Source organism: Micromonospora sp. NPDC049102, assembly GCF_043197485.1.
Taxonomy (GTDB): Bacteria; Actinomycetota; Actinomycetes; order Mycobacteriales; family Micromonosporaceae; genus Micromonospora.
The window spans coordinates 1-25023 of the sequence record NZ_JBICTE010000029.1 but is presented as its reverse complement, the minus strand read 5'-3'; the positions used below and the strand labels follow the sequence as shown (position 1 = coordinate 25023).

22 protein-coding genes and 1 tRNA gene are annotated in these 25023 nt (G+C 71.5%); 12 read left to right on the top strand and 11 right to left on the bottom strand.

The window, feature by feature from the left end; genetic code table 11:
• Positions 1-56 precede the first annotated feature (56 nt).
• A complete protein-coding gene (locus tag ACGFH9_RS23850; RefSeq protein WP_355232725.1) occupies positions 57-857 on the bottom strand; it encodes an S-methyl-5'-thioadenosine phosphorylase in 801 nt (266 codons plus the stop codon).
• 172 nt (positions 858-1029) lie between these two features.
• Between ACGFH9_RS23850 and ACGFH9_RS23845 the strand changes: the two genes are divergently transcribed.
• Positions 1030-1620 (top strand): YqgE/AlgH family protein, encoded by a 591-nt coding sequence (locus tag ACGFH9_RS23845; RefSeq protein WP_393223033.1) that lies wholly within the window; start codon positions 1030-1032, stop codon positions 1618-1620.
• An 87-nt stretch (positions 1621-1707) separates the two neighbouring features.
• Positions 1708-1780, top strand: a tRNA-Ala gene (locus tag ACGFH9_RS23840).
• 117 nt (positions 1781-1897) lie between these two features.
• On the opposite strand, the gene ACGFH9_RS23835 is transcribed toward ACGFH9_RS23840, so the two are convergent.
• The 7 genes from ACGFH9_RS23835 to ACGFH9_RS23805 form a co-directional block, all read right to left on the bottom strand.
• Complete coding sequence (locus tag ACGFH9_RS23835; RefSeq protein ID WP_393223030.1) at positions 1898-3106, bottom strand: sensor histidine kinase; 1209 nt, start codon at positions 3104-3106, stop codon at positions 1898-1900.
• The gene (locus tag ACGFH9_RS23830; protein WP_393223028.1) at positions 3103-3759 is read right to left on the bottom strand and encodes a response regulator transcription factor; all 657 of its coding nucleotides are present in this window, start codon (positions 3757-3759) and stop codon (positions 3103-3105) included. Before ACGFH9_RS23830 ends, ACGFH9_RS23835 begins: the two co-directional genes overlap by 4 nt.
• A 71-nt stretch (positions 3760-3830) precedes the next feature.
• Positions 3831-5090 (bottom strand): cation:proton antiporter, encoded by a 1260-nt coding sequence (locus tag ACGFH9_RS23825; RefSeq protein ID WP_393223026.1) that lies wholly within the window; start codon positions 5088-5090, stop codon positions 3831-3833.
• Positions 5087-6340 (bottom strand): cytochrome P450, encoded by a 1254-nt coding sequence (locus tag ACGFH9_RS23820; protein ID WP_393223024.1) that lies wholly within the window; start codon positions 6338-6340, stop codon positions 5087-5089. The genes ACGFH9_RS23825 and ACGFH9_RS23820 overlap by 4 nt, the downstream gene beginning before the upstream one ends.
• Positions 6337-7326, bottom strand: a complete 990-nt coding sequence (locus ACGFH9_RS23815; RefSeq protein WP_393223021.1) for an alpha-hydroxy acid oxidase — start codon at positions 7324-7326, stop codon at positions 6337-6339. Before ACGFH9_RS23815 ends, ACGFH9_RS23820 begins: the two co-directional genes overlap by 4 nt.
• A gap of 1 nt (position 7327) precedes the next feature.
• Complete coding sequence (locus ACGFH9_RS23810) at positions 7328-8893, bottom strand: NAD(P)-binding domain-containing protein (RefSeq protein ID WP_393223018.1); 1566 nt, start codon at positions 8891-8893, stop codon at positions 7328-7330.
• Positions 8883-10400, bottom strand: a complete 1518-nt coding sequence (locus ACGFH9_RS23805) for an aromatic amino acid ammonia-lyase (RefSeq protein ID WP_393223017.1) — start codon at positions 10398-10400, stop codon at positions 8883-8885. The genes ACGFH9_RS23810 and ACGFH9_RS23805 overlap by 11 nt, the downstream gene beginning before the upstream one ends.
• A gap of 63 nt (positions 10401-10463) precedes the next feature.
• On the opposite strand from ACGFH9_RS23805, the gene ACGFH9_RS23800 reads away from it, so the two are divergent.
• The gene (locus ACGFH9_RS23800; protein ID WP_393223015.1) at positions 10464-12002 is read left to right on the top strand and encodes an NAD(P)-binding domain-containing protein; all 1539 of its coding nucleotides are present in this window, start codon (positions 10464-10466) and stop codon (positions 12000-12002) included.
• Positions 11992-13374 (top strand): class I adenylate-forming enzyme family protein, encoded by a 1383-nt coding sequence (locus ACGFH9_RS23795; RefSeq protein WP_393223012.1) that lies wholly within the window; start codon positions 11992-11994, stop codon positions 13372-13374. Before ACGFH9_RS23800 ends, ACGFH9_RS23795 begins: the two co-directional genes overlap by 11 nt.
• A gap of 62 nt (positions 13375-13436) precedes the next feature.
• Here ACGFH9_RS23795 and ACGFH9_RS23790 read toward each other — a convergent pair whose 3' ends face one another.
• Together ACGFH9_RS23790 and ACGFH9_RS23785 are read right to left on the bottom strand one after the other, a co-directional pair.
• Positions 13437-14735 (bottom strand): hypothetical protein, encoded by a 1299-nt coding sequence (locus ACGFH9_RS23790; protein ID WP_393223009.1) that lies wholly within the window; start codon positions 14733-14735, stop codon positions 13437-13439.
• A gap of 150 nt (positions 14736-14885) precedes the next feature.
• Complete coding sequence (locus tag ACGFH9_RS23785; RefSeq protein ID WP_091591861.1) at positions 14886-15008, bottom strand: 50S ribosomal protein L36; 123 nt, start codon at positions 15006-15008, stop codon at positions 14886-14888.
• A gap of 137 nt (positions 15009-15145) precedes the next feature.
• Between ACGFH9_RS23785 and ACGFH9_RS23780 the strand changes: the two genes are divergently transcribed.
• Entirely contained in the window at positions 15146-16048 is a 903-nt protein-coding gene (locus ACGFH9_RS23780) for a lytic polysaccharide monooxygenase (RefSeq protein WP_393223005.1), read from the top strand.
• 24 nt (positions 16049-16072) lie between these two features.
• Here the strand turns inward: ACGFH9_RS23780 and mgrA are convergent, their stop codons facing one another.
• Positions 16073-17068: an L-glyceraldehyde 3-phosphate reductase gene (mgrA, locus tag ACGFH9_RS23775; RefSeq protein WP_393223002.1), complete on the bottom strand. Its 996-nt coding sequence runs from the start codon at positions 17066-17068 to the stop codon at positions 16073-16075.
• Positions 17069-17163: 95 nt separating this feature from the next.
• Here mgrA and ACGFH9_RS23770 point away from each other — a divergent pair, with 95 nt between their 5' ends.
• The 7 genes from ACGFH9_RS23770 to ACGFH9_RS23740 all read left to right on the top strand — a co-directional run bounded on the left by ACGFH9_RS23770 (position 17164) and on the right by ACGFH9_RS23740 (position 24825).
• A complete protein-coding gene (locus tag ACGFH9_RS23770; protein WP_393223000.1) occupies positions 17164-17670 on the top strand; it encodes a hemerythrin domain-containing protein in 507 nt (168 codons plus the stop codon).
• Positions 17671-17725: 55 nt separating this feature from the next.
• A complete protein-coding gene (locus ACGFH9_RS23765; RefSeq protein ID WP_393222997.1) occupies positions 17726-18970 on the top strand; it encodes a histidine kinase in 1245 nt (414 codons plus the stop codon).
• Positions 18967-19617: a response regulator transcription factor gene (locus ACGFH9_RS23760; RefSeq protein ID WP_355232740.1), complete on the top strand. Its 651-nt coding sequence runs from the start codon at positions 18967-18969 to the stop codon at positions 19615-19617. The genes ACGFH9_RS23765 and ACGFH9_RS23760 overlap by 4 nt, the downstream gene beginning before the upstream one ends.
• A gap of 80 nt (positions 19618-19697) precedes the next feature.
• Positions 19698-20774 carry a hypothetical protein gene (locus ACGFH9_RS23755; protein WP_393222994.1) on the top strand — a complete coding sequence of 359 codons (1077 nt, stop codon included), beginning with the start codon at positions 19698-19700 and terminating at the stop codon, positions 20772-20774.
• 66 nt (positions 20775-20840) lie between these two features.
• Positions 20841-22292: a magnesium chelatase gene (locus tag ACGFH9_RS23750; RefSeq protein ID WP_393222992.1), complete on the top strand. Its 1452-nt coding sequence runs from the start codon at positions 20841-20843 to the stop codon at positions 22290-22292.
• Between the two features lie 2 nt (positions 22293-22294).
• Complete coding sequence (locus tag ACGFH9_RS23745) at positions 22295-24247, top strand: VWA domain-containing protein (protein WP_393222989.1); 1953 nt, start codon at positions 22295-22297, stop codon at positions 24245-24247.
• A gap of 113 nt (positions 24248-24360) precedes the next feature.
• The gene (locus ACGFH9_RS23740; protein ID WP_393223163.1) at positions 24361-24825 is read left to right on the top strand and encodes a hypothetical protein; all 465 of its coding nucleotides are present in this window, start codon (positions 24361-24363) and stop codon (positions 24823-24825) included.
• Positions 24826-25023 lie beyond the last annotated feature (198 nt).

Sequence of the window (25023 nt, the reverse complement as noted above, 5' to 3'; positions counted from 1 at the left end):
GGATGTGACAGACCTTTCGGGCTTTTCCGGCGTCCGAGGAGGCCTTCGGAGAGCGCTCAGGGGAGCGCGAAGGGCAGTTTGATGCCGTCGAGAGCCCGGCCGCAGGCGCAGTCCTGCTCGGTGGGCAACGCGGCCACCGCGTCCAGCAGCACGTCCCGCAGGCGCTCGGTGTTGGCCGCGAAGACCCGGAAGACCTCGTCCTGGGTCACCGACTCGCCCGCCCGCACCCCGGCGTCCAGGTCGGTGATCAACGCGATCGAGGAGTAGCAGAGCGCCATCTCGCGGGCGAGTACCGCTTCCGGGTGGCCAGTCATGTTCACGACAGTGCCGCCGATCGAGGCGTACCAGCGGGACTCGGCACGGGTCGAGAACCGTGGGCCCTCGACCACCACCACCGTCCCGCCGTCCACGGCCGTGACGTCCCGGGAGGCCGCCGCGGCGAGCAGGGCGTGGCGGCCCCTGGGGCAGTACGGGTCGGCGAACGGCACGTGCACCGCGCCCTCGTCGTAATAGGTCTGCACCCGTCCGCTGGTGCGGTCGACGAGCTGGTCCGGCACCACGAACGTGCCCGGACCCAGCTCCGGACGCAGCCCGCCGACCGCGCACGGCGCCAGAACCTGGCGTACGCCGAGGGAGCGCAGCGCCCACATGTTGGCCCGGTACGGGATTCGGTGCGGCGGGAACCGGTGGTCGGAACCGTGCCGGGGCAGGAACGCGACCCGTCGCCCGGCCACCTCCGCGATGGTCACCGCGTCGGACGGCGGACCGTAAGGGGTGCCCAGCTCATGAGGGGTGCCGTCGAGGAGGGCGTAGAGCCCCGAGCCGCCGATCACCGCGAGGTCCGCCGTCGGTGCCATCGAGCCTCCGTCGCAACTGTCCGATCACCCGCCGCTCAGACCTTAGCCAGCGCCCGGGACGCAGGCTATGGTGCCAGGCATGGCGTTGACAGCGCGGCGGACACCGATGCACCGTGCGGAGGCGGCGAATGACGGAACCCGGGTGCGGGCTCACGGCTGACGGGTAGGCGGGATGCACGGAGAGGGCCAGGCGATCGGCGGACGAGCGATGGAGTCGATGACCGGGCGGCTGCTGGTCGCGACTCCGGCGCTCAAGGACCCGAACTTCGACCGTACGGTGGTGCTGCTTGTCGCCCACGAGCCGGGCGGCGCGCTCGGCGTCGTCCTGAACCGGGCGACCGAGGTGCCGGTCGCCGAGGTGCTGGGTGACTGGAGCGACCTGGCCCGCCACCCGGCGGTGCTCTTCGAGGGCGGCCCGGTGCAACCCGACTCGGCGATCTGCCTGGCCCGGATGCGGCAACCGCTGCGCCGGTTCAAGGGCTTCCACCAGGTGTCCGGGGCGGTCGGCACGATCGACCTCTCCGTCGACCCGGAGAAGCTGCGGGAGAGCATCGGCGGGATTCGGGTCTTCGCCGGTTACTCCGGCTGGGGCAGCGGCCAGTTGGAGCAGGAGATCGCCGACGGCTCCTGGTTCCTGCTGGACGCCCTGCCCGGCGACGCCTTCGTCGACCGCCCCGACGACCTGTGGCCGATGGTGCTGCGGCGGCAGGGCGGGATGATGGCCGCGGTCGCCCACTTCCCGCCGGACGTGGCGCTGAACTGACCCGGCCGGTGGGGGACCCCGCGAGATGACCATGCCAGCCGGTCTGTGTATAGTTTCCCAGTGCCCGGGCGACCGGGACGACAGCAAGGGGCCGTGGCGCAGCTGGTAGCGCACCACACTGGCAGTGTGGGGGTCAGGGGTTCGAGTCCCCTCGGCTCCACCCTTGTTTTAGCAGGTCAGCGGCTTGGTCGGGTTAACCGGCCAGGCCGTTGACCTTTTCTTTACCGCACGTCCTCATCCACTGCGCCGAGACGCGCATCCCGCCGGGCCGAGCCGGTCAGGCGGCGGCGCGAGGCGGGACTGTGGGTAGGCGGACGGTGAAGGTCGCGCCGGCGCCGGGCCGGCTGTCGGTGGAGATCGTTCCGCCGTGGCTGGTGACGACCTCGCGCAGGAGGGCCAGGCCCAGACCGAAGCGCCGGTCCTTGGCCCCGGCACCTCGGTGGAAGCGGTCGAAGAGGTGTCGCGCGTCGGCGGGATCGAAGCCGGCACCGCTGTCCCTGACCACCAGGTCCGCGCCGCAGCGGGAGGTGTGCAGGGCGACATCGATGCGGCCGCCGCTCGGGGTGTGCGTGAGGGCGTTGGCGAGCAGTTCACCGACCATGCGGCGCAGGGCCGAGGCGATGCCGGGGACCAGGACCGGGCTGTCCGGGACTGTCACGTGCAGTTGGACGCCCTGCTCCGCGGCGCGGTCGGCCTCGCAGTCGACGGCCTGGGCGGTGAGGAGGGCCAGGTTGACCGGCTCGGAGAGGTGACGGTCGACCGGGGTGGCGGCGAGGCGGGCGGAGAGCAGGAGCTCGTCGACGATCTCACCGAGGCGTCCGGTGGTCTCGATGAGGCGGTCGAAGTCGGCCCGGTCGGCCCCGGCGCGGCGGGCCAGGATCTGGGCGCGGGTGTGGACCTGGGCGATGGGCGTCCGGAGTTCGTGGCTGGCGTCGGCGACGAACCGACGTTGCCGTCCGAGCGCCTCGGCGAGCGGTGCCACGGCCCGGCGGCCCACGGCGATGCCCGTGAGGGCTGCCGCGGCGAGGCCGACGATCGCGGCGAGCAGGAAGGCGGCGAGCAGGTGACGCCGGTCGGAGAGCTGGAAGCGTGCGTCGAACACCGCTTGCACGACTCCCGTGCCGCGTGGCTGGGTGCGGACGTAGTAGGTCGTGCCGTTCCGGTCGACCTTGTCGCTGTGGACCTGCTGGTCGGAGGCCGCCGCGTCGATGGCCGAACGCAGGGGGAAGCCGGGTGGCGGCGGGTTCCGACCCAGGTCGGTGCGGCCGCCGTCGTACAGGATGATCCAGCTACAGGCCGGCGGCCCGTCGATGGTGCCGTGGACCACGCCGTAGCTGAGCTCTCGTTCGATCTGCTCGTGCTGGTTGTGCAGCAGGGCGGCATAGGAGATGGCGGCACCCAGGGCGAGCAGCGCCGTCATGGTGAGTCCGACGAGCAGACTGACCCGCGCCCTGGCCCTGCGCAGCATCGTGTCCTCGACGTTCACAGGCTGCCCAGCCGGTAGCCGAGGCCGTGGACGGTCCGGATCACCGAACGGCCGAGCTTGCGGCGCAGGTAGTAGACGTACGTGTCGACCAGGGACGCTGCGGCAGCCTCGTCGAAGACTCGGCTGCGTAGCTCGGCGCGGGAGTGGACGGTGAGCGGCCGGGACGCGAGGACCCGGAGGAGCTCGAACTCGCGTGCGGACAGGGCGATCCGGGTGCCGTCGGGTAGGACGGCGTCGCGTACGGACAGGTCGAGCTGGCCCGCCCCGAACCGCAGCACCTCGGTGGAGTCGGTGACCCGGCGGCAGAGGGCCCGAATGCGGGCGCTCAACTCGTCCAGGTCGAAGGGCTTCGTCAGGTAGTCGTCGGCACCCGCGTCGAGGCCGGCGATCCGGTCCTCGACGGCGCCGAGCGCGGTCAGCAGCAGCGCCCGGGCGGCCACCGCACGCGAGCGCAGTCGGACGACCAGGTCCAGCCCGTCGAGGGCCGGTAGGCGTCGGTCGATCACCATGACGTCGTACGGACGGGTGAGCCCCAGATGCAGACCGCGCTGACCGTCGGGGGCCTGGTCGACGACGTATCCCTCGCCGGTCAGTGTCTCGGCCACCATGCCGCGCAGCTCCGAGTCGTCCTCGACGAGCAGGAGTCGGTTCATGCCTCGATAGTGACACCAGCGCATCGAGAAGTCCCTATGTATCGGAAAACTTGTCGCCTCAAACAAACAATTTACGGGGTTCCGACGGTCACGCGCGACGGTGTGGGCGCGGAAGTTCGGGCCTCGCGTCGGTCGATCCAGGTGAGCAGCGGCGTCGTCATGAGTGTCGTGATGAGTGCGACCACCACCAGCACGGTGAAGAGCGACGAGTTCACGATGCCCGCCTCCAGTCCCACGTTCAGGGCGATGAGCTGCATCAGGCCCCGCGCGTTCATGAGGGCGCCGACCCGCAACGCGACAGTGTTCGGCTCGCCGCGCACCCGGGCCGCGGCCCAGCAGGCGCCGAACTTGCCGACGATCGCGACGGTCACGCACGCGGCGGCGAAGCCGAGTACGGCCAGGTTGCCCAACAGCGCGAACTCGGTGCGCAGCCCGGAGTAGGTGAAGAACAGCGGTAGGAAAACCGTCGCCGCGATCGGCGTCAGCGTGTCGACCACCTTGTCGGTCTGCGCCGAGCGCGGCATCACCACACCGACCGCGAAGGCGCCGAAGACCGCGTAGAGCCCGATCTCGTCGGTGTACCAGGCGACCAGGAAGAGCACCGCCACAGTGCCGAGCAGCCGCGCACGTTCGCCCGGAAACCCCATCACGTAGCCGGTCACCCGCCGCCCACCCAGCCACAGCACCACCCCGAACAGCACCGCGCCACCCACGGTGACCAGGGCCGGCCCGGCGGCGCCCGAGGCGAACGCCAGCACCGCGGCCAGCATGATCCACGCGACCATGTCGTCGACCGCGCCGCTGGCCAGGGCGAGCAAACCGAAGCGGGTGCCGGCGAGGCCGCGTTCGGTGATGATCCGGGCGAGCATCGGGAAGGCCGTGATCGCCAGCGCCACGCCGACGAACGCCGCGGACACACCGAGTGACACGCCGTCCGTGCGGATCGGGACGAAGCCCGCCATGCCCAGGACCAGCAGGATCCCCAGCACCAGAGGAGCGGTGACACCCGCGAGTGACACCGCTCCCGCCGTGCCCGCGAGCCCGGTCACCCGGTGCGAGGTGAAGGCGTACCCGGCCTGGAACATGAACAGCACCAGGCCGACCTGGCCGACCACGTACAGGATCGGCAGCAGCGGCGCGGGGAAGAGCGCGGCCTGCGCGCCCGGCCAGAAGAGGCCGAGCAGGGACGGGCCGAGCAGCACCCCGGCGAGCATCTCGCTCACCACGGGTGGCTGGCCCACCTTGCCCAGGAGCCAGGCGACCAGCTTGCAGAAGAGCAGGATGACCGCGACCGCGATGAAGAACCGCGGAGCGAGCTCGGTGGGGGTCATGCGTCTGCCTCCTCGAAGAACCGGGTGCACAACTTCTGTCGCCGGGCGTCGACGACCATCCAGGTGCCGCAGACGAGCTGCGTGAACGACCGCCCCACGTCGAAGAGCCGGTCACGCTGCCGCATGAGCGCGAGCCGGTTGCGGCCGGGACCGGCGAGACCTCGGGGCGTGAGGTACGCCGGACCGCGACTCGGCAGCGAGCGGGTGTGCTCCGCCGACGAGCTGACCGAGAAGCGCCGCAGCACCTCCCGGGTGGCCGCGCGCAACTGGACGGGGGCCGAGCCACGAGCCGGACAGGCCCGGTTGGCGGTGACGCCGTACGGGATGAAGTGGGCGTCCTGCCGGCGCAACGACAGCCAGCGGTCCGGGTCGAACGCGTCGTCGGCTGCGGGGCCGGTGCGCTGGTAGGCCAGATAGTTGAAGAGCAGCACCGATCCGGTGGGGAGGGCGTGATCTCCCACGGTGATCGGTCCGGAGGTGATCCGGTGCGCGATACCGAACAGCGGGTACACGCGGAGCGTCTCGTCGATGATCCGGTCGAGGGAGTCGTCCGACGTGTCCTCGACGGACCGGGCGCACAGCAGGATGTGTGTCATGGCCTCCGACATCTGCACCACCGCCGTGTTGAAGAACGCGCCCTGGAGGTACCAGGCGGTCTCCAGGGCGGTGAAGGGCGGCGGCAGCACGACCGGGGACGTCCCCGCGTCGATCCGGTCCAGCAGGTAGCGCGTCAGGCGATCCCGCCGGGACATGTGCCGCAGACTCATCCCCTTCAGCGCGGTGACCACGTCGTCCGCGTTCGCCACGATGAGGTCCCGCACCTCGCGCGGGCAGGATGCGCCGAACACCAGCTCGTACGAGACCTCGGCCCAGATCGGCATCATCAGGTCCCGTAGCCGCACGTGACTGGTCCGGCCGGTCGGAAGCGCGTCGAGGATCCGGCGGGTCGCGGCCGTCGCCAGCTCGTCGGAGCGCGGGTGGGGGACGGCCAGCACCTGACGTGTCGTCCGCGCGACCGTCTTGTACGCCTCGCCGGGCTCCAGGTGCTCCTGATGCATCTGGGGACCGGGGGCGAGCCAGTACCAGAACAGGTCCGAGATGCCGGCCCCGCGGCTGCGCCCGTCGGCGGCCGGATGGCTGTAGACCCGCTCGAAGTCCTCCGGCCCCACCAGCGGCCCGGGAACGGGAACCCCCTCGGTCCCGTTCACCCGCTCGAAGATCCACTCCCGGAGGGCGACCACCGCCTTCACCGGGTCACCACCTGGTCGGGCGTGAGATCGGCTGGTCGCCGCGCTCCGGCCAGGGCGAGGGCCTGATCCAGCTCGTCGGTGAGTCGTTCGAGGGTCTCCCGTACGCCCTCCGACCCGCCCGCCGCGAGCCCTCGCACCACCGGACGCCCCACCAGCACCGCCTGCGCTCCGAGCGCCAGCGCGACCACCACGTCGGTGCCGGCGCGCACACCCCCGTCGAGCAGCACCGGAATCTGCCCGTTCACGGCTGCCACGACTGCGGGAAGCGCGTCGAGCGTGGGGATCGTCCCGTCGAGCTGTCGTCCGCCGTGGTTGGACACGATCACGCCGGCGGCGCGGTGCTCGACCGCGAGACGGGCATCCGCCGGATGCAGGATCCCCTTGAGCAGGATCGGCAGGCCCGTGATGCCGTGGAGCCACGCGATCCGGTCCCACCCCACCGTCGCGTCCATCGCGATCGGGCGCACCTGGCCTGTCGCGTCGCGCATGTTCTCGCAGGCATAGCCGGCTGGCAGGTCGGTGAAGCCGTTGCGCAGGTCACGCTCGCGTCGCCCGAACACCGGGGAGTCCACGGTCACCACGATCGCCCGGCAGCCCGCCGACTCGGCGCGCTTGACCACGTACTCCGTGAAGTCGAGGTCGGGTTGGGGGTACAGCTGGAACCACAGCGTCCCGCCCGCCGCCGCGATCTCCTCGATCGGCCGGGTGGCGGCCATGCTGACCACCATCGCGGTGCCGGCCGCCGCGGCTCCCCGCGCGGTGGCGACCTCGCCCTCGACGTGCGCGAGGCGATGAAAGGCCGTCGGCGCGACCAGGACCGGTGCGGCCAGCGACGTGCCGGCCACAGTGGTCCGTAGGTCCCGCTCGCCGGTCGCCCGCAGCACCCGTGGCACGATCCACCGCCGCTCGAAGGCCCGCTCGTTGGCGGCCAGGGTGCGTTCGCGCCCGGCACCGCCTTCGAAGAAGTCCTGGTGGACCGGGTCCATGTCAGCCCTCGGCACCGGAGAGGCAACGGCCGAGGAATTCCTCTAGCGGCCGTACGTGGACGTCGGGCCGATCCCACTGGTTCTCCAGGTTCTCGGCGAGGTGGTGCGTGCTGATCAGCTGACCCTCGCGGTGGTAACGGACCACCGGGTGCAGGTACGCCGCGTCGTGCGCCTGCCCCACGACATCCTGGGCGACGCGGGACACGGTGATGTCGAACGGGTCGACCTGGTCGTGGTCGGGGCCGTACTCCAGCGTGATCACGAATGCCTGGTCGTACTCGTGGTCGGCGGTGTGCAGGCCGGTCGCCACGAGGTAGTCCACCGGCACCTCCTCGTGGTACCGGGCCTCGTCTCCGGCGACGGTGAGCACGTCGGCGAGGAACCCGAACTGCTGCCACAGGGCCGAGCTGCGGTTGACCCGCTCGATGACCGCCGCGGTCATGGCCGCCGGATCGGCGGCGAGCCTGTCCGACGGCCAGTCCGTGGCGTCGTACCGGCGGGCGAGGACCCTGTGCAGTGCGCGTACGGCGTAGCGGAAGCCGTGCACGAAACCGCTCGTGGACTTCTTGAAGTCGCGTACCTGCGAGATCGTTCCGGCGAAGAACAGCCCCGGGACGTTCACCGACTCCCATGCTTGCGTCTGTGCCGGAAACCGGTCCCTGATGGTGAGCTGGGGTCGGGCCGAGGCGTCGAAGATCGAGTCGTCGAATCGGAATCCCGTGCACGCCAGCACCCGGTCGTAGTGCAGTTCCTTCACGACCTCGTTGGCCCGGGAGAAGCTGAACGTCACCTTGTAGCCCGTACCGTCGCGCTCGATGCTCTTGATCGTGCCGTCGAGGATCGCGTTCGCGGACTTGAGTTGATAGGTGTCGAGGAAGTTGTTGTTGACCGCGCGCAGGTGCCCGACGTAATGGGTGCGCCACGCCATCCGGACCGAGCTGGGTCCCGCGACGTGGATCAGCGTCGTGGTCTCCATGAGGTTGTCGGCGGTCTCGAAGGCGGAGTTGCCCTTGCCGATGATGAGGACCGTCTGGTCGAGGTAGTCGCGTGGCTCGACGCTCATCACGTCGTACCCCTCGGCCAGCTCGAATCCCTCGATGTCCGGCGAGTAGGTCTTCGAGACGCCGGTGGCGACGACCACCACGCGAGCTTCCCAGCGCCGGTCCCCGGCCTCGACCGTGAACACGTCGTCGTGCTTGGACACGCGCGTCACCCGGGTGCCGTAACTGACCTTGACGCCCGTCTTCGCGGCGAAGTCGGCGAGGTATCGCACCATCACCTCGGCGTCGGGGAAGTACCGCTCGGTGTACTGCGTGAACAGCAGCGCCGGATCGTCGGTGAGCAGGGAGTTCCAGTCGAGCCGCAGATTCAGCTCGGGGTCGTCGGTGCCCGTGTGCGGTTTGTTGATCGAGATGAGTTGGCGGTGCCGCGGATAGGTGGCGAAGAACGCCCCCGGCCCGTCGGCGCCCTCCAGCACCACATAGTCACGCGTGCCGTCGGCCTCGAGCAGGGCGGCGAGCTGAAGACCGGCCGGACCGGCCCCGATGATCAGGTAATCAAGCGTCACGGCGCTCACCGTACGAGTCGGAAATCAGAGATTTTTCAAGCTCTTCCAGAATCGCGACAGCCGTTCGTACGTCCCCGTCGAGTGGTCGGTCCGGATCGATCGGGGCGATTGCCTCCTCCAGGGCCCGCAGAGCACGGTCGCAGCCCGCGGCCGTCGGGCGGCGCGCTCCGACATGCACCGCCTGGCGCAGACCCAGTCCCAGCGAACCGGTGATCAGGCGTAGTAGTTCCGCCTGATCCAGGGCGCGGAGCGCGGCCTGGGTGCCGAGCGGGATGACGTCCTGGTTGTGCAGGTTGGTCGGGAGGCTCTGCGCGCTCGCGGGCACGGTGTCCCGCCTGATCTCGGTGATGAGCGCGGTCGACGCGAGCTGGACGCCCTGTAGCCCGTGCTGCTGACCCGGCCCCGCCGCGAGCATCGGTGGCAGCCCGCCGTTGCGCGCCGGGTCCACCAGCAGGTCGAGCTGGCGCTCCGCGAGGTTGCCGACCTGGGCGATCACCATGGACAGGACGTCGGCGGCGAAGGCAGCGGGCTGTCCGAAGAAGTTGCCGCCGTGCACGACCTTGTCGTCGGCCGGGAAGAACAGCGGGTTGTCGCTGACCCCGCCGAGGTCCGCCGCCACGACGCCGTCGACATAGCGCAGGGCGTCCTCGGCCGCCCCGAGCAACTGCGGCGCGCAGCGGATGCTGTACGGCTCCTGCAAGGGTCTGGTGCCCGACGCCCGCAGGCCGACGCAGGTCGCCCGCATCGCGGCGCCGACCTCGATGGCGCCCCGGTGACCGTAGGCGGCCAGGAGGGCGCGATCGAGGAACTGCGGGTCGCTGCCGAGCAGATCGGCGAGGAGGCAGCTCAACGTCTGCACCACACGGTGCGAGGCGCGGACCCGGTCCAGGGCGAGGGTCAGCGCGGCGGTGGTCAGCGAGGTGCCGTTGACGAGCGCGAGCGCGTCCCGGCCGTCGAGCGGGAGCGGTTCCAGGCCCACCTTCGCCAGGGCGTCCTCGGCGGGCATACGGACGCCGTCCACATAGGCGTGTCCGCGCCCGCGCAGCGCCTGGGCGGCGGCACCGAGCGGAATCAGGTCGCCGCTGGCCCCCACGGAACCGAGCCGGGGCATCGCCGGTGTGAACGTCGTGCCGAGCATGGCCGCGAGCGCGTCGATCACGTGCGGCGAGACCCCGGACGCGCCCCGGGCCAGGGACCAGGCGCGGACCAACAGCGTCGCGCGTACGACGTCCGGGGCGAGGTCCGGACCCTGGCCCGCGCCGAGGTGGGCGAGGGTGTTGTCGGCCTGGTCGCGTTGGTCGGCTCGACCCGCGTACCCGACGAGCGCCCCGAAACCGGTGGTGGCACCGTAGATCGCCCGGTCGTCGCCGAGTGCCTTGCCCAGAAATGTGCGGCCGGTCGTCACCCGGTCGCGTACCTCTTCGCCCACCACGACCGTGACCGGGCCTGCTGCGGCGCGCAGGTCGGCGGGGCGCAGCGGCGCTGCCAGATCCACCTGAATCGTCATGGAAGCGGATGCTACGAACAGCTTCTCAGAGCGTTCTGAAATCGCCTCAGTAAATTGCGCCGCATGACGCACGATTGCCTGATCATCGGAGCCGGGCCGGCGGGTTTGCAGCTCGCGGCCCTGCTCGAGCGCGACGGTAACGACTATGTGGTGCTGGAGGGCGGCCCCCGGGCGGGCATGTTCTTCGAGACCTATCCCCGGCACCGCCAGCTGATTTCGATCAACAAGGTGTGGACCGGCTCGGAGGATCCGGAGTTCAATCTACGGTCGGACTGGAACTCGTTGCTGACCGACGATCCGGCGCTGCTCTTCAAGAACTACAGCAGGCGCTACTTTCCGGCCGCGGACGATCTGGTGCGTTATCTCGCCGACTTCGCGCGGGGTTTGCGCGTCCGTTACGACACCCGGGTGACAGCCGTGTCGAAGGCCGGCGACGTTTTCACGGTACGGGCCGGCGACGACAGCTGGACGGCACGGCGAGTCGTCGTCGCCACCGGCGTCTCCCAGCTCTACGTGCCGCCGATCGAGGGCGTGGACCTGGCCGAGCGTTACGACACCGTGAGCGTCGACCCCGCCGATTTCGTCAACCAACGGGTATTGATCCTCGGTAAGGGCAACTCGGCCTTCGAGACCGCGGACGCGCTCGTCGAGACCGCCGCCACGATTCACGTCGCCGGGCCGCACAGCATCAAGCTGGCCTGGCAGTCCCACTACGTCGGTCACCTGCGCGCGGTGAACAACAACTTCCTGGACACCTATCAGCTGAAGTCGCAGAACGCTGTCCTGGACGGCACCGTGGAGCAGATCAGCCAGCGGGAGGGCGGTGGGTTCCGGGTGCTCCTCCGGTATGCCCGGACGGTCGAGAACCTGCGTGAACTCGAGTACGACCGGGTCATCCTCTGCACCGGGTTCCGCTTCGACGCGTCCATCTTCGCCGAGTCCGCCCGGCCGGAGCTGGTCATCAACGATCGGTTCCCGGCGCAGACGCCGGCCTTCGAGTCGGTGAACATCCCCGGTCTCTACTTCGCCGGCACCCTCAGCCAGCAGCGTGACTTCAAGAAGTCCACGAACGGCTTCATCCACGGCTTCCGCTATGCCACCCGCGCGCTGCACCGCATCCTGCGCGAGCGGCACCACGGGCAGCCCTGGCCGGCCCGGCAGATCGCCCTGACGCCGGAGGCGATCGCCGACTCGATAATCGCCCGGATCAACGTGACCTCGGCGCTGTGGCAGCAGTTCGCGGTGCTCGGCGACGTCATCACGGTCGAGGACGAGACCGCCCGCTACCGCGAGGAGATGCCGGTCGCCTACCTGCGGGAGGCGGAACCTGACGTGTTCGCGTTCCTGGTGACCCTGGAGTACGGCCCCGACCACGACCAGGTCGACCCGTTCGACATCACCGTGCCGCGTCCGGCCGAGAACGACGCGAACGCCGCGCACGACGCCAGCTATCTCCACCCCGTCGTGCGGGTGCTGCGCGACGGGCAGGTCGTCGCCGAGCACCACCTGGCGGAGAACCTGGAGAACAACTGGGACCTGCCGACCGTGCACCGGCAGCCTCTCGAGGTCTTCGTCAAGGGTGTCCTCGCCGATGTCCGATGACGTCTGGCCGCAGCCCGTCCTCGACCTCCTGACCGCCGGCGGGGACCGGCCGGTCTTCGAGGACGGGCCGGTCGTCACGACCGCAGCGGAGATGGCGGGTCTGATCCGGCGCATCGCGGCCGGGCTGCGCTCCTTGGGCGCGGGGCCCGGAGTGGGTGTCACGCTCGACCTGCCGGTCACCGCAGCCGCCTTCGCCGCCACGGTTGCCGCCTTCGCCGTGGGGGCGCGGGTGTCCGGGTGGCGTGCCGACCTGAGCCCGGCACAACGTGCCGGCGCTCTCGTGGTCGACTCGGCTCGGCTGGCCTCGCTCGCCGGGCACCCCGACGACGGGCTGCCACTCGTCGCAGCGGGACGGCCCGATGATCCCGCGCGGATCACCTGGACCAGTGGGAGCACGGGGACGCCGAAGGGCGTGGTCCAGACCTACGCCGCCATGTCGGCGGCCTGGGTACCGTACCCGGACCGGTGGCCCCCGGCCATCGCCGACCTGGCCACCCGGTTGCAGCGCTACCTGGTCTTCGGCTCGCTGGCCAGTCAGGTGATGCTGGAGTACGGCGTCCTCGCCCTCGCGGCGGGCGGCACCCTCGTCGTGGCACCCCGGCCGGTCTTCCCGGATGCCCTGGTCGAGCACCGCGCCACCGCGAGCGTGATCACGGTCGGCAAGTTGCACCAACTGATCCGGGACCAACAGGCCCACCCGGTCGACCTGACTCACCTGCGGGCGCTGATGGTCTCCGGGTCGCCGCTCGCGCCGGGCCGACTGGCGGAGGCGCTCGACGTGCTGGGTCCGGTGCTCTTCCACGGCTACGGTCAGACCGAGACGTCGATGATCGCGATGGCGACCCCCGGCGAGATGGTGGCGAACGCGGCCACGCTCGCCACTGTCGGTCGTCCGGCCGTGGAGGTCTCTGTCCGCGATGGGGAGATCTACGTCCGCGCCCCCGCGCAGGCATCGTCGTACTGGCAGGACCCGGACGAGTCGGCCGAGGTGTTCGTGGACGGCTGGGTGCGGACCCGTGACCTGGGTGAGCTCGATGCCGACGGTTACCTGCGGCTGCTCGGGCGCACGCGGGATGTGATCATCGTCAACGCGCAGTTGGTCCACGCCGGAGCTGTGGAGCGGGCGCTCGCCTCCGATGCCGCGATCACCGAGGCGTACGTCGTCGGCGCTCCGGACGAGACGACCGGCGAGGCCGTGCACGCCTTCGTGGTGCCGGCGGCCGGGAGGACGCCTGATCCGGACCTGCTGCGCAAGCTCGTGGCCGTACAGATGGGCGATCTCGCCGTGCCCCGCACCGTCACGGTCATCGACCGTGTTCCGCTCGCCGCCAGCGGCAAACCCGACAAGAGTCAACTCCGGCAGCTCCGGTAGCGGGCAAACGCAGGACGCCCGGACCGGGGAACCGGTCCGGGCGTCTCGCTGTCGCCGCCCGGCTACTGGCCGAAGCGGGCCCGGATGTCGGACTCGTAGGACGCCTTCTGCCAGATCACCGAGAAACGGCCCGTCGGGCTGGACGCCGGCTGCGCGTAGCGCCCGTCCGGAGCGATGATCTCGGCCGCCCCGAACGCGCCGTCCTGCCCGATCGTCCTGGCCTGCACCTGTGTGGTCGAGAAGTCCGGGCTGGGCGTGTTCCAGGTGACGAGACCGTCGCCGTCGTCGTCGAGGGTGATCTTCGGCCAGTCGCCGACACCGAGTCGGGTGACAGTGCCGAGGACGCCGGTGCTGGAGATCGAGCGGGCGAACACCTGCCTACCGTCGGACGTCCAGCGACCCCAGGTCAGCACCGCGTCGCCGTCGAGATCACCGGCGAGTTCGTCGAAGAGCGTCAGCTCGTGGGCGGCCGGCGAGACGCTGATGACACTGCCCAACGTGTCGGTGCGGCTGAGCTGCCGCACGCGCAGGCGGGGCAGCTCACCCGCCTTCGACCACCGGTAGCTGATCACCGCGTCCCCGTCCCGGTCCACGGCGAGCGAGACGCTGGCGTACCTCACGTCGGTGGCCCGCCCGGCGATGACGCGCAGCGGCGCGACCCCCTCCGGGCGGACCCGGCGCGCGACGACCCGCTCGTAGCTCTCCGTCCAGGCCACGAGGGCGGTTCCGGTACGGTCCACGCCCACGACCGGCTGGTCCACACCGACACCGAGGGTCAACTCCGGACCGAGCGAGCTGTCCGCGCCGAAGTAACGGGCCTTCGTCGTGTACGCGCCGTCGCGGATCTCCGTCCAGGTGACCAGCGCCAGTCCCGACGGGTCGACCGCGACGGCCGGGCTGACCCCGTGCCACGTGGCGATCATCTGGAGCGGACCCAGTTCGCCGGTGGCGGACACGCGGCGTCCCGCCACGAGACCGTCCTGCGTCCACACCACGGCCGAGTCGCCGTCGTCGTCGGACGCCACCTTGGGCCAGGACGCGGACGCGCCGAGCGGTGAGAGCGTCTGGACCGGACCCGACACGCCGTCGACCGAGACTGTCTGGGCCTTCACCTGGTCGTAGCAGCCACTGGCGTTGCTGTCGCAGCCCGCCCAGGCCAACAGGGAGTCGCCCTGCCGGTCGACCGCGACGAAGGGCTGGTCCTGCCCGCTCCAACCGGCCTCGGACACGACCTGGATGGGCGACCACATGGCCGCCCACGCGGGTGCCGGAACGGCGGCCAGGGCCGCCAACACGCCGACCACGCCGGCGGTGAGCTGTCGCGTACGCCGTCGGGTCGCTGATCTGTCTGATCTGTGCACCGTCGCCCCCTCGATCGATGAACGTGCTTGATCAAGGGGCATGATGCCATCGACCGGGCCGTGCCGCTCGCCGGAAGCGGAGACGCGAGACGCCCCGACCGGATGGTCCCGGTCGGGGCGTTCTCGACTGTATGTCCGGTAAGGGGTTGATCAGCCCTGACGGCTCTTCCACTGCGGGTTCGCGCGGTTCACCACGACCACCCGGCCGCGACGACGGACCACCACCGAACCGGGCTTCTGCTTCAGGGAACGCAACGAGCTACGTACCTTCATGTCTGCCTCCTCGGCCTGGGGGTCTGGCCTTTATCGGTACCGGTTATCGGAACGCCGGGGACCGCCGCGCGATTCCCGCGCCCCGGGCGTCGAACCTTTGGCCTTCCGCGCCCGTACCACTACCGGGAGGTCAAGCCATGAGCGTGCGTCGGATGCTCGTCACGGTGCTGGTCGCCGTGGCGGCGGCACCGCTGGGCACGGCGCCGGCCTGGGCGCACGGCGCCCCCACCGACCCCGTCAGCCGGGCAGCGGCCTGCGGACCCGAGGGCAGGTACGCCCCCACCAGCGCCTGCCGAGCGGCCGTGGCGGCGGGCGCGGCGGTGCGGGCATGGGACAACGTACGCGTCGCGGCGATCAACGGTCGGGACCGGGAGCGGATTCCGGACGGCGAACTGTGCAGCGGTGGGCTCTCCGCGTACCGGGGGCTGGACCTGCCCCGCACCGACTGGCCGAGCACCCGGTTGACCACCGGCGCGACGTTCACCTTCCGGTATCGGACCACCATCGAGCACAAGGGCACCTTCCGGCTCTACGTCACCACACCCGACTACGACCCGGGCAAGCCGCTGACCTGGTCGGATCTGGAACCGCGTCCGTTCCTGACCCGGACCGACCCACCCGTGCGGGCCGGGGCGTACCAACTGGCCGGCCGGCTGCCGACGGGTCGCACCGGGCGTCACCTGATCTACACGATCTGGCAGAACTCCAACACCCCGGACACCTACTACTCCTGCTCCGACGTGGTCTTCACGGCCCCGCCCGGCACCGAGAAGCGTGCCGCCACGACGACGGCCTCCGCGCGTACCCCCGCCAGCCGGCCGGCCGCCACGGAGTCGGCGGTGGCGGCGGCCGACCCGGGCGTGCCGGTGGCGTCGGTGACCGACCTCGACGGCCGGTGGCCGGTACTGGCCGGAGCCGCCGTCGTGCTGGTCCTGGCGGTGCTCATCGGCGTGGGCCGGCGGCGGCGCGAGCCCGTCGTTCCGGCGGGACGACGGTGCGAGGTGCGCAACCACCGCGCCGGGCGGCGCCGGATCTGGTGACCCGGGCCGCCCGTACTCCGGCGGTCAGCCCAGCAGCCGGTCGATCTCGGCCAGGTCCTCGGCGGTGAGGTCGAGGTTGTGCACGGCGGCGATGTTGGTCTCCAACTGCTCGACGCTGCTCGCCCCGATGATGAGGCTGGTCATCCGCGGGTCGCGCAGCGCCCAGGCCAGCGCGAGCTGGGACAGGGACTGGCCGCGCCGCTCGGCGACCGCGCCGAGCCCCCGGATGGTGGCCATCTTCTCGTCGTCGAGGTCACTCTCGTTGAGGAAGACGCTGGTCCGCACCCGCGAGTCGGCCGGGATGCCCTTGAGGTAACGGTCCGTCAGCAGGCCCTGCGCGAGAGGGCTGTACGCGATGCAGCCGGCACCGACCTGCTCCAGCGTGTCGAGCAGGCCGTCGTCCTCGGTCCAGCGGTTGAGCATCGAGTACGACGGCTGGTTGATCAGCAGCGGCGTGCCCAGCTCGCGCAGGATCGCCGCGGCCTTCGCGGTCTGCTCCGAGTTGTAGTTGGAGATGCCCACGTAGAGCGCCTTGCCGGAGCGGACGATCGCGTCCAGCGCGCCCATCGTCTCCTCCAGCGGGGTGTCCGGGTCGAAGCGGTGCGAGTAGAAGATGTCGACGTAGTCCAGGCCCATCCGGCCCAGCGACTGGTCCAGCGACGAGATCAGGTTCTTGCGCGAGCCCCACTCGCCGTACGGGCCGGGCCACATGAGGTAGCCGGCCTTGCTGGAGATGACCAGCTCGTCGCGGTACGCCTTCAGGTCGGTGGCGAGCATCCGGCCGAAGTTCTCCTCCGCCGAACCGGGCGGCGGGCCGTAGTTGTTCGCCAGGTCGAAGTGGGTGACACCCAGGTCGAACGCCCGTCGGACGATGTCGCGCTGGCGCTCGTACGGGCGGTCCGGGCCGAAGTTGTGCCACAGCCCGAGGGAGACGGCGGGCAGCCGCAGGCCACTGCGTCCACTGCGCCGGTAGGTCATGGTGTCGTAGCGGTCTTCCGCGGCGAGGTAGGTCACGATCATGAGCCTAATCGCGGTCGGACGTGCCCGAGATCGGGCGTGGGAAGTCGGACGTCGGGGTAGTTTCGACGCGACGACCGGTCCCGGACCCACAGAAAGTGAACGACGTGGACGACATCACCGCACTGATCCTGGACGACCACGCCGCCTTCCGGCGCGGCTTCGCCCGCCTCGACGACGCCCGCGACGAGCAGGAGCTGCTGGCCATCTGGGACGCCCTCGCCCTGCACCTCGACATCCACGCCGAGGCGGAGGAGGCGATCCTCTACCCGCACCTGGTCAAGCACGGCGACGACGGCGAGGACGAGACCGCCGACGCCATCGGCGACCACAACAAGATCCGGGATGCCATCGCCGAGTCCAAACTGCACCCGGTCGGCTCGAAGCCCTGGTGGGAGGCTGTCGGCACGGCCCGCCGGGAGAACAGCGAGCACCTGGCCGAGGAGGAGGACGAGGCGCTGCCCGACTTCCGCCGGCACGCCGGCTTCGAACTGCGCGCCGAGCTGGGGCAACGCTGGCTGACCTTCTACGGCGAGCACAAGAACGGCCGCGACCTTGCGTTCCGCGACAAGGACCCGCAGGAGTACGTCGCCGACCACCGCTGAGATCTCCCCGGTACGGGGGAGTCGCGCACCCGCCCGACGGCAGCAGAATGATCGGATGACCCTCCGCGCGGTGCTGGCCCCGCTGGTCGCGGGCAGCACCTGGCGACGCGGCGTCTTCCTGCTGCTGGGCGGCGTGCTGGCCCTGCCGTACGGCGTCCTCGCGGTGACCTTCGCGCAGATGTTGCGCGACTCGGCGATCCCCCGCCCGCTGGTGTACGTCCTGCTGGTGATCGCCGCGCTGATCGCCGTGGTGCCCTTGCTGCTGGACGGCAGTCGGGCGCTGGAGATCGCCGCCGTACGGGCGCTGCTCGGCGTCGACCTGCCCGACCCGGCCCTGGGACACCGCGGCGACCGGGAGAGCCGTCTGCGCAGCGCGCTCTGGATCGCCACGCACCTCATCGTCGGCGCGGTGGTGATGATCGCGCTGTTCAGCGCCCTGCCGATGGCGTTGGCCTTCATCGCGCAGCAGTTCGGTGTCGGCGACGAGCTGACCAGCCGGGAACGGTTCGGGCCGTTGGACGGGCGGGACAGCGGCTGGCTCACCCTCACCGGGGTCGCCCTGCTGGTCGGCCTCGGCTACGCCGTGGCCGGGCTCGGCGCGCTCGCCGTGTCGATGGCTCCGGTGCTGCTCGGTCCCGCCCAGGCGGAGCGGATCGCCGCCCTGGAAGTGCGGGCCACCCGGCTCGCCGAACGCAACCGGCTGGCCCGCGAACTGCACGACTCCGTCGGTCACGCGTTGACCGTGGCGACCCTCCAGGCCGGCGCCGCCCGCGAGGTGCTCGACACCGACCCGGAGTTCGTCCGGCGCGCGCTGGCCGCCATCGAGGACGCCGGCCGGACCGCGATGGACGAGCTGGACCACGTGCTGGGGCTGCTCCGCGAGACCGGCGGTGACCGGCCGTCGGTGGCGCCACAGCGTACGCTCGCCGACCTGGACCGGCTGGTCACCGACGCCCGCGCGGCCGGGCTGACGGTCTACGACAGCCGCGCCGGCGACCCCACGGCGGTGCCCGCGGTGGTCTCCCGGGAGGGTTACCGCATCGTCCAGGAGGGACTGACCAACGCCGCCCGCCACGGCCGCGGGCCGGTGACGCTGCGGCTCGACCTGCACCGCGATGCTCTGGAGTTGGAAATGGAAAATGCCCTCGGCCGACAGCGTCGCTCCGATCCGGGGCGGGGCGGGCGGGGCCTGGACGGCATCCGGGAACGGGTGCTGCTGCTCGGCGGCCGGCTCACCGTCGGCCCGGACGGCGACCGCTGGCTCGTCCGGGCCCGCCTGCCGTACGAGGACGCGCGATGAGCACCGGCGTGCTGATCGTCGACGACGACGAGCTGATCCGGGTCGGGCTGCGGGCCATCATCGACGCGCAACCCGATCTGCGGGTGCTCGCCGAGGCCGCCGACGGCGCCGAGGTGCCGCCCCTGGTCGCCCGGCACCGCCCGGACGTGGTGCTGATGGACGTACGGATGCCCGGCATCGACGGTATCCAGGCCACCCGACACCTCCTGGCCACCTCCGCCGACCCGCCCCGGGTGCTGGTGGTCACCACGTTCGCCAACGACGAGTACGTCTACGAGGCGCTGCGCGCCGGTGCGTCCGGCTTCCTGCTCAAGCGAGCCCGGCCGGCGGAGGTCGTCGAGGCGGTCCGGGTCGTCGCGGCGGGGGAGTCGCTGCTGTTCCCGGCCGCGATCCGCCAGCTCGTCGGCGCGTACGGGCCGGCGGGTGGGGACCGTCTGCGCGCCGCGCGCCTCACCGAGCGGGAGGCCGAGGTGCTGCGGCTCATGGCGACCGGCCGGTCCAACCCGGAGATCGCCGCCCACCTGGTCGTCGGAGTGGAGACGGTCAAGACGCACGTCGGCAACGTGTTGGCCAAGCTGGGCGTCCGCGACCGCACCCAGGCGGTCATCGCCGCCTACGAGTCCGGCTTCGTCACCCCGTCCGGCTGACCGGCCGTTCCCCCGGCCGGGGGAGTGGGTTCACCGCCGCCCGGGAGGGAACCGGTCGCCGATCGGTCGAGGCTGAGAGCATGACGACGATCGACGACGTTCGAACCCGTACCGACTCCCGCTGGCCCGACCGGCTCGCCCCGCTCGCCGCCGCCTGGCTCGGCCTGTGGGGTGTACTCGCCCTGGTCGGCACGCTGACCGACACCGGCTACCCGTTCGGCCCGAACGACCCCCACGGCGGTGACGTCAGCCTGCTGCGCCTGGTGCCGGTGGAGGTGGCCACCCCGCTCTTCGCCGGTGTCCTGCTGACCGCCGCCGTGGCCGCCCTGGCCATGAGCCGCCCGGCGGTCCGCCCACCCGGCCCCCTGCGGGCGCTGCTCGCCGGCTACGGCTGGGCGGTCGCGTTCGTCCTCGCCGTGGTTGTGCCGGACGTCCGCGTGCTGGTCATCCTCGGCTACCTGCCGATCCTGATCGTCGGCGCGCCGTTCGGCTGGCCGCCGGTCGACTACTCCGACATCTTCAACTGGGCCCTGTTCGGCCGGTTCGCCGCGCTGCTCGGCGGGCTGCTGCTGGCCGGGGCGGTACTCGCCTGGCAGCGCCGCACCGCCCGGGCCTGCGTCTCCTGTGGGCGGGACGACACCGACCGCGGCTGGACCACCCCGACCGTCGCCGCGCGCTGGGGTCGGTGGGCCGCCGGCATCGCGGCGGTCATCCCGCTGACGTACGCGGCGACCCGGTTCACCTGGGCGGCCGGCATCCCGCTGGGCATCTCCCGGGAGTTCCTGACCGAGATGCAGGACAGCGGGCTGGTCTGGGCCGGGTTCGGGCTGGCCGCCTTCGCCACCGCCGGCGCGATCCTCACCCTTGGACTGGTGCAGCGCTGGGGTGAGCGGTTCCCCGGCTGGATGGTCGGGCTCGCCGGTCGGCGGGTGCCGGTGAAGCTGGCCGTGGTGCCGGCGGGCCTGGTCGCCATCTCCGTCACCGCGGCGAGCCTCGGCCTGCTCAGCAACCCCCAGTTCTGGGAGCTCACCGGCGGAACCAGCCTGACCGGGGCGCCGATGCTGCTCTGGCCGGTGTGGGGCGTTGCCCTCGGCGCGGCGACGTACGCGTACCACCTGCGTCGTCGGGGCACCTGCCGCCGCTGCGGCCGAGGCTGAGGGTGGCAGTGGGGGTGCCACCCGAAGCCGGAGGTGCCCCCGCGAATGTGAGCTAGCGTTACTCGGGTGACTGCGCCTACCCCGGTAATCCCGGTTCCACCGGCCGACCTGCCCGGCACGCTCGGCGCGCTACGGGCGGCCGGTCACCAGTACCGCACCGTCAAGCAGGAACTCCGCGACAACCTCCTCGCCCGGATGCGTTCGGGCGAGACCCGTTTCCCCGGCATCGTCGGCTACGACGACACCGTTCTGCCCGAGGTCGAGCGTGCTCTGCTCGCCGGGCACGACATGGTGCTGCTCGGCGAGCGCGGCCAGGGCAAGACCCGGCTGATCCGCGCCCTGGGCGCGCTACTCGACGAGTGGACCCCCGTCGTCGCAGGCTCGGTCCTCAACGAGCACCCGATGCGCCCGCTCACCCCCGCGTCGATCGCCCAGGTCGCCGAGGCCGGCGACGAGTTGCCGATCGGCTGGCTGCACCGCTCGATGCGCTACGGCGAGAAGTTGGCCACCCCGGACACCAGCGTCGGTGACCTGATCGGTGACGTCGACCCGATCCGGATCGCCCAGGGCCGCACCCTCGGTGACCCGGAGACCATCCACTTCGGGCTGGTGCCGCGTACCAACCGGGGCATCTTCGCCGTCAACGAGCTGCCCGACCTGGCCGAACGCATCCAGGTGGCGCTGCTCAACGTGCTCGAGGAGCGAGACATCCAGGTCCGGGGCTACCAGCTCCGGCTGCCACTGGACCTGCTCCTGGTGGCCAGCGCCAACCCGGAGGACTACACCAACCGGGGCCGGATCATCACTCCGCTCAAGGACCGGTTCGGCGCGGAGATCCGTACCCACTATCCGGTCGACCTGGAGTTGGAGCTGGCGTTGATCCGCCAGGAGGCGGATCTGGTCGCGGCAGTCCCCGAGCACGTGCTGGAGGTGCTGGCCCGTTTCGCCCGCGCGGTGCGGGAATCCCCGTCGGTGGACCCGCGCTCCGGAGTCTCCGCCCGGTTCGCGATCGCCGCCGCCGAGACGGTTGCCGGTGCCGCGCTGCGTCGTGCCGGCCTGCTCGCCGCCTCCGACGACGCGGAGGGTCGGCCGGAGGCCGCGGTGGCCCGGGTCGGTGACGCGGTGTCGGTGACCAGCACGCTGCGGGGCAAGGTGGAGTTCGAGAGCGGCGAGGAGGGGCGGGAGATCGAGGTCCTGGCCCACCTGCTGCGGACCGCGACCGCCGAGACGTTCCGCGCCCACCTGGCCGGGCTCGACCTGTCCGGGTTCACCGCCCTGGTCGAGGACGGGGCGGCGATCGAGACCGGGGAGCTGGTCGGTTCCGCCGAGCTGCTGCGCCAGGTGGGCACCGTGCCCGGCCTGGCCAAGGTCCTCGACCGGCTCGGCCTGGGCGACGCGCCCACCCCGGAGCAGGCCGCCGCAGCCGTCGAGTTCGTGCTGGAGGGGTTGCACCTGACCCGCCGGCTCGGCAAGGACGTCACCGAGTCGGGGCGCACCGTCTACGGCGGCCGGGGCTGACCATGGCCGGCAACCGGTTCCGGTACGGGCAGTGGAACGGCGGCCCCGATCCGCTGGCACCCCCGTACGACGTGCGTGAGGCGGTGGACGCGGTCGGCGCCGAGGTGCTGGCCGGCGGCAGCCTGCGGCAGGCGCTGCGCGATCTGCTGCGCCGTGGTCCGCAGGGGCGTGGCGGGTTGGACGACCTGGCCGCCCGGGCGCGACGGCTGCGCCGCGAGGCGCTTCGTCGCGGCGACCTCGACGGCGCGGTGACCCGGGCACAGGCCCTGCTCGACCAGGCCCTCGCCGCCGAACGTGACGAACTGCGGGGGCGCGACGACGACGGCGCGCGGTTCGCCGAGTCGGTGCTGGACAACCTGCCCCGCTCCACGGCCCGTGCGGTCGAGGAGCTGTCCGGCTACCAGTGGGCCAGCGAGGACGCCCGTCGTTCGTACCAGCAGATCCTCGACCAGCTCCGGGACGACGTCCTCGGTCAGCGCTTCGCCGGGCTCCGCGACGCGGTGCGCGCGTCCGCCGACCCGGCCGCGCAGCAGCGGCTCGCCGAGATGATGCGGGATCTGAACGACCTGCTGGCCCGGCACGGCCGCGCGGAGGACACCACCGACGCGTTCGCCGAGTTCATGCGGCGGCACGGCGACTTCTTCCCCGAGAAGCCCGAGACGGTCGACGAGTTGATCGACGTGCTGGCTCGCCGTTCGGCGGCGGGTGAGCGCCTGATGAACTCGCTGTCCGACCGGCAGCGCGCCGAGCTGGCCGGTCTGCTGCAGCAGTCGCTCGGCGACCGCCTCGCCGGTGAGCTGTCGGCGCTCGACGCGAACCTGCGGGCGCTGCGGCCGGACCTGCGCTGGGGGCGCGGCGAGCGGGTCCGGGGCGACCAGCCCCTGGACTACGCGGACGCGGCCGGCGCGCTCGGTGAGATCGGTGAGCTGGACGACCTGCTGGACCAACTCGACCAGGAGTACCCCGGGGCCACGCTGGACGACGTGGACGTCGACGCGGTGGCCCGGACGCTGGGCCGGGACGCGGCCGATGACGTCCGCCGGCTTCGTGAGCTGGAACGGGAGTTGCGCCGGCAGGGCTGGGTGGGCCGGGACGCGGACGGGCTCACGCTGAGTCCGAAGGCGTTGCGCCGGCTCGGTGGCACCGCGCTGCGGCGGGTCTTCGCCGACCTGACGGCCGGGCCGCGGGGCCAGCACGACCTGCGGTCGGCGGGTGCGGCCGGCGAGGTCAGCGGTGCGTCCCGCCCCTGGGAGTACGGCGACGAGCAGCCGTTGGACGTGGTCCGCACGCTCACCCGGGCGGTACGCCGGGCCGGGCCGACGGTTCCGCTACAGCTCGAAGCGGACGACTTCGAGGTGGTGGAGACCGAGAAGCGTGCCTCGGCGGCGGTGGTGCTCTGCGTCGACCTGTCGTACTCGATGATCTCTCAGGGGCGTTGGGGGCCGATGAAGCAGACGGCCCTGGCGTTGGCGCACCTGATGGAGACGCGTTTTCCGCAGGACGCCCTGCAGATCGTCGGCTTCGGCCGGGAGGCGACGACGCTCACCCAGCAGGAGTTGGCCGCCGTGGAGCCGGATCTGGAGCAGGGCACCAACCTCCAGCACGCGCTGCGGCTGGCCGCCCGGCACCTGCGCCGCCATCCGGACGCCGAGCCGATCGTCCTGGTGGTCACCGACGGGGAGCCGACCGCCCACCTGGACCCGGACGACGGGGAGGCGCTGTTCCACTGGCCGCCCCTGCCGGAGACGATCGAGGCGACGGTCCGCGAGGTGGACCGGCTCAGCCGCTACGGTGCCACGCTCAACCTGTTCATGCTCGGCGACGATGACGGCCTGCGGCGCTTCATCGACGCGGTGGCCCGACGCAGCCGGGGCCGCATGTTCACCCCCGACACGGACGACCTGGGCGAGTACGTCGTGTCCGACTACCTCCGGTCCCGCCAGTCCCGCCGCTGAACGTCCACCGTGTCGATCGAGGGGTTGTGGTGGGCGGCAAATGCCGCTCGTCCGGGTGAACCGGGCACCACAACGCCATGATCGACACGGTGGGCGGGTGGGGTGGGGGTGTGGTGGACAGTGGCGGGTTGCGGCGGGCCTACGACGGGGTGTTCGCCGAGATCGACGGGGCGACGTTCGGGCCTGCGCCGCAGGGGCAGCTCAGCGCCGAGCAGATCGTCGCGCACCTCGTCGCCAACGACGAACTGATGATCCAGGCGAGCGAGGCGTTGCTCGCGGGGTCGCCGTTCGCCTACTACGAGCTGGAGGAGGACATCCACCGTCCGCAGCTCGACGCGTTGGCCGCCGAGCAGGGTGGGCTGCGTGGTCTGGCGGCCCTGCTGCACGACACCAGTGACCGGCTCTGCGGACTGGTCACCGAACTCGGCCTGGCATCGGAGGCGCCGGTGGAGACCCACCTGCGCGAGGGCTTCGACCTGATCGTCGACGAGCCGCTGCCTTGGTCCCGCACGCTCGACCTACACGCCCGGGTTCACCTCCCCAAACACCAGGCCCAGCTCCGCATGCTCCGCCGCTGACCCACCCCGAGACCTCGCCGATCTTGCACGGCCGGGCCGGCCGGTGCCGGAGGCCGTCCTCGTCGCCGCGACCGCGCCGCGCGCGTGGAGCTTCCGGGGCTAGCTAGTGTCCTGCGCCTGAAATTCGTTTGCAATATCTGGCGAGGGAGTCGAGGATCTCCTCGGCGGTCTTGGTCCACACGAACGGTTTCGGGTTGT

Bases quoted from the DNA above. Each gene is read 5' to 3' on its own strand.
- ACGFH9_RS23800 (WP_393223015.1), top strand. From the start codon at position 10,464: ATGACGCACGATTGCCTGATCATCGGAGCCGGGCCGGCGGGTTTGCAG.
- ACGFH9_RS23825 (WP_393223026.1), bottom strand. From the start codon at position 5,090: ATGACCCCCACCGAGCTCGCTCCGCGGTTCTTCATCGCGGTCGCGGTC.
- ACGFH9_RS23760 (WP_355232740.1), top strand. From the start codon at position 18,967: ATGAGCACCGGCGTGCTGATCGTCGACGACGACGAGCTGATCCGGGTC.
- ACGFH9_RS23795 (WP_393223012.1), top strand. From the start codon at position 11,992: ATGTCCGATGACGTCTGGCCGCAGCCCGTCCTCGACCTCCTGACCGCC.
- ACGFH9_RS23780 (WP_393223005.1), top strand. From the start codon at position 15,146: ATGAGCGTGCGTCGGATGCTCGTCACGGTGCTGGTCGCCGTGGCGGCG.
- ACGFH9_RS23805 (WP_393223017.1), bottom strand. From the start codon at position 10,400: ATGACGATTCAGGTGGATCTGGCAGCGCCGCTGCGCCCCGCCGACCTG.
- ACGFH9_RS23745 (WP_393222989.1), top strand. From the start codon at position 22,295: ATGGCCGGCAACCGGTTCCGGTACGGGCAGTGGAACGGCGGCCCCGAT.
- ACGFH9_RS23845 (WP_393223033.1), top strand. From the start codon at position 1,030: ATGCACGGAGAGGGCCAGGCGATCGGCGGACGAGCGATGGAGTCGATG.
- ACGFH9_RS23850 (WP_355232725.1), bottom strand. From the start codon at position 857: ATGGCACCGACGGCGGACCTCGCGGTGATCGGCGGCTCGGGGCTCTAC.
- ACGFH9_RS23815 (WP_393223021.1), bottom strand. From the start codon at position 7,326: ATGGACCCGGTCCACCAGGACTTCTTCGAAGGCGGTGCCGGGCGCGAA.
- ACGFH9_RS23830 (WP_393223028.1), bottom strand. From the start codon at position 3,759: ATGAACCGACTCCTGCTCGTCGAGGACGACTCGGAGCTGCGCGGCATG.
- ACGFH9_RS23755 (WP_393222994.1), top strand. From the start codon at position 19,698: ATGACGACGATCGACGACGTTCGAACCCGTACCGACTCCCGCTGGCCC.
- mgrA (WP_393223002.1), bottom strand. From the start codon at position 17,068: ATGATCGTGACCTACCTCGCCGCGGAAGACCGCTACGACACCATGACC.
- ACGFH9_RS23785 (WP_091591861.1), bottom strand. From the start codon at position 15,008: ATGAAGGTACGTAGCTCGTTGCGTTCCCTGAAGCAGAAGCCCGGTTCG.
- ACGFH9_RS23765 (WP_393222997.1), top strand. From the start codon at position 17,726: ATGACCCTCCGCGCGGTGCTGGCCCCGCTGGTCGCGGGCAGCACCTGG.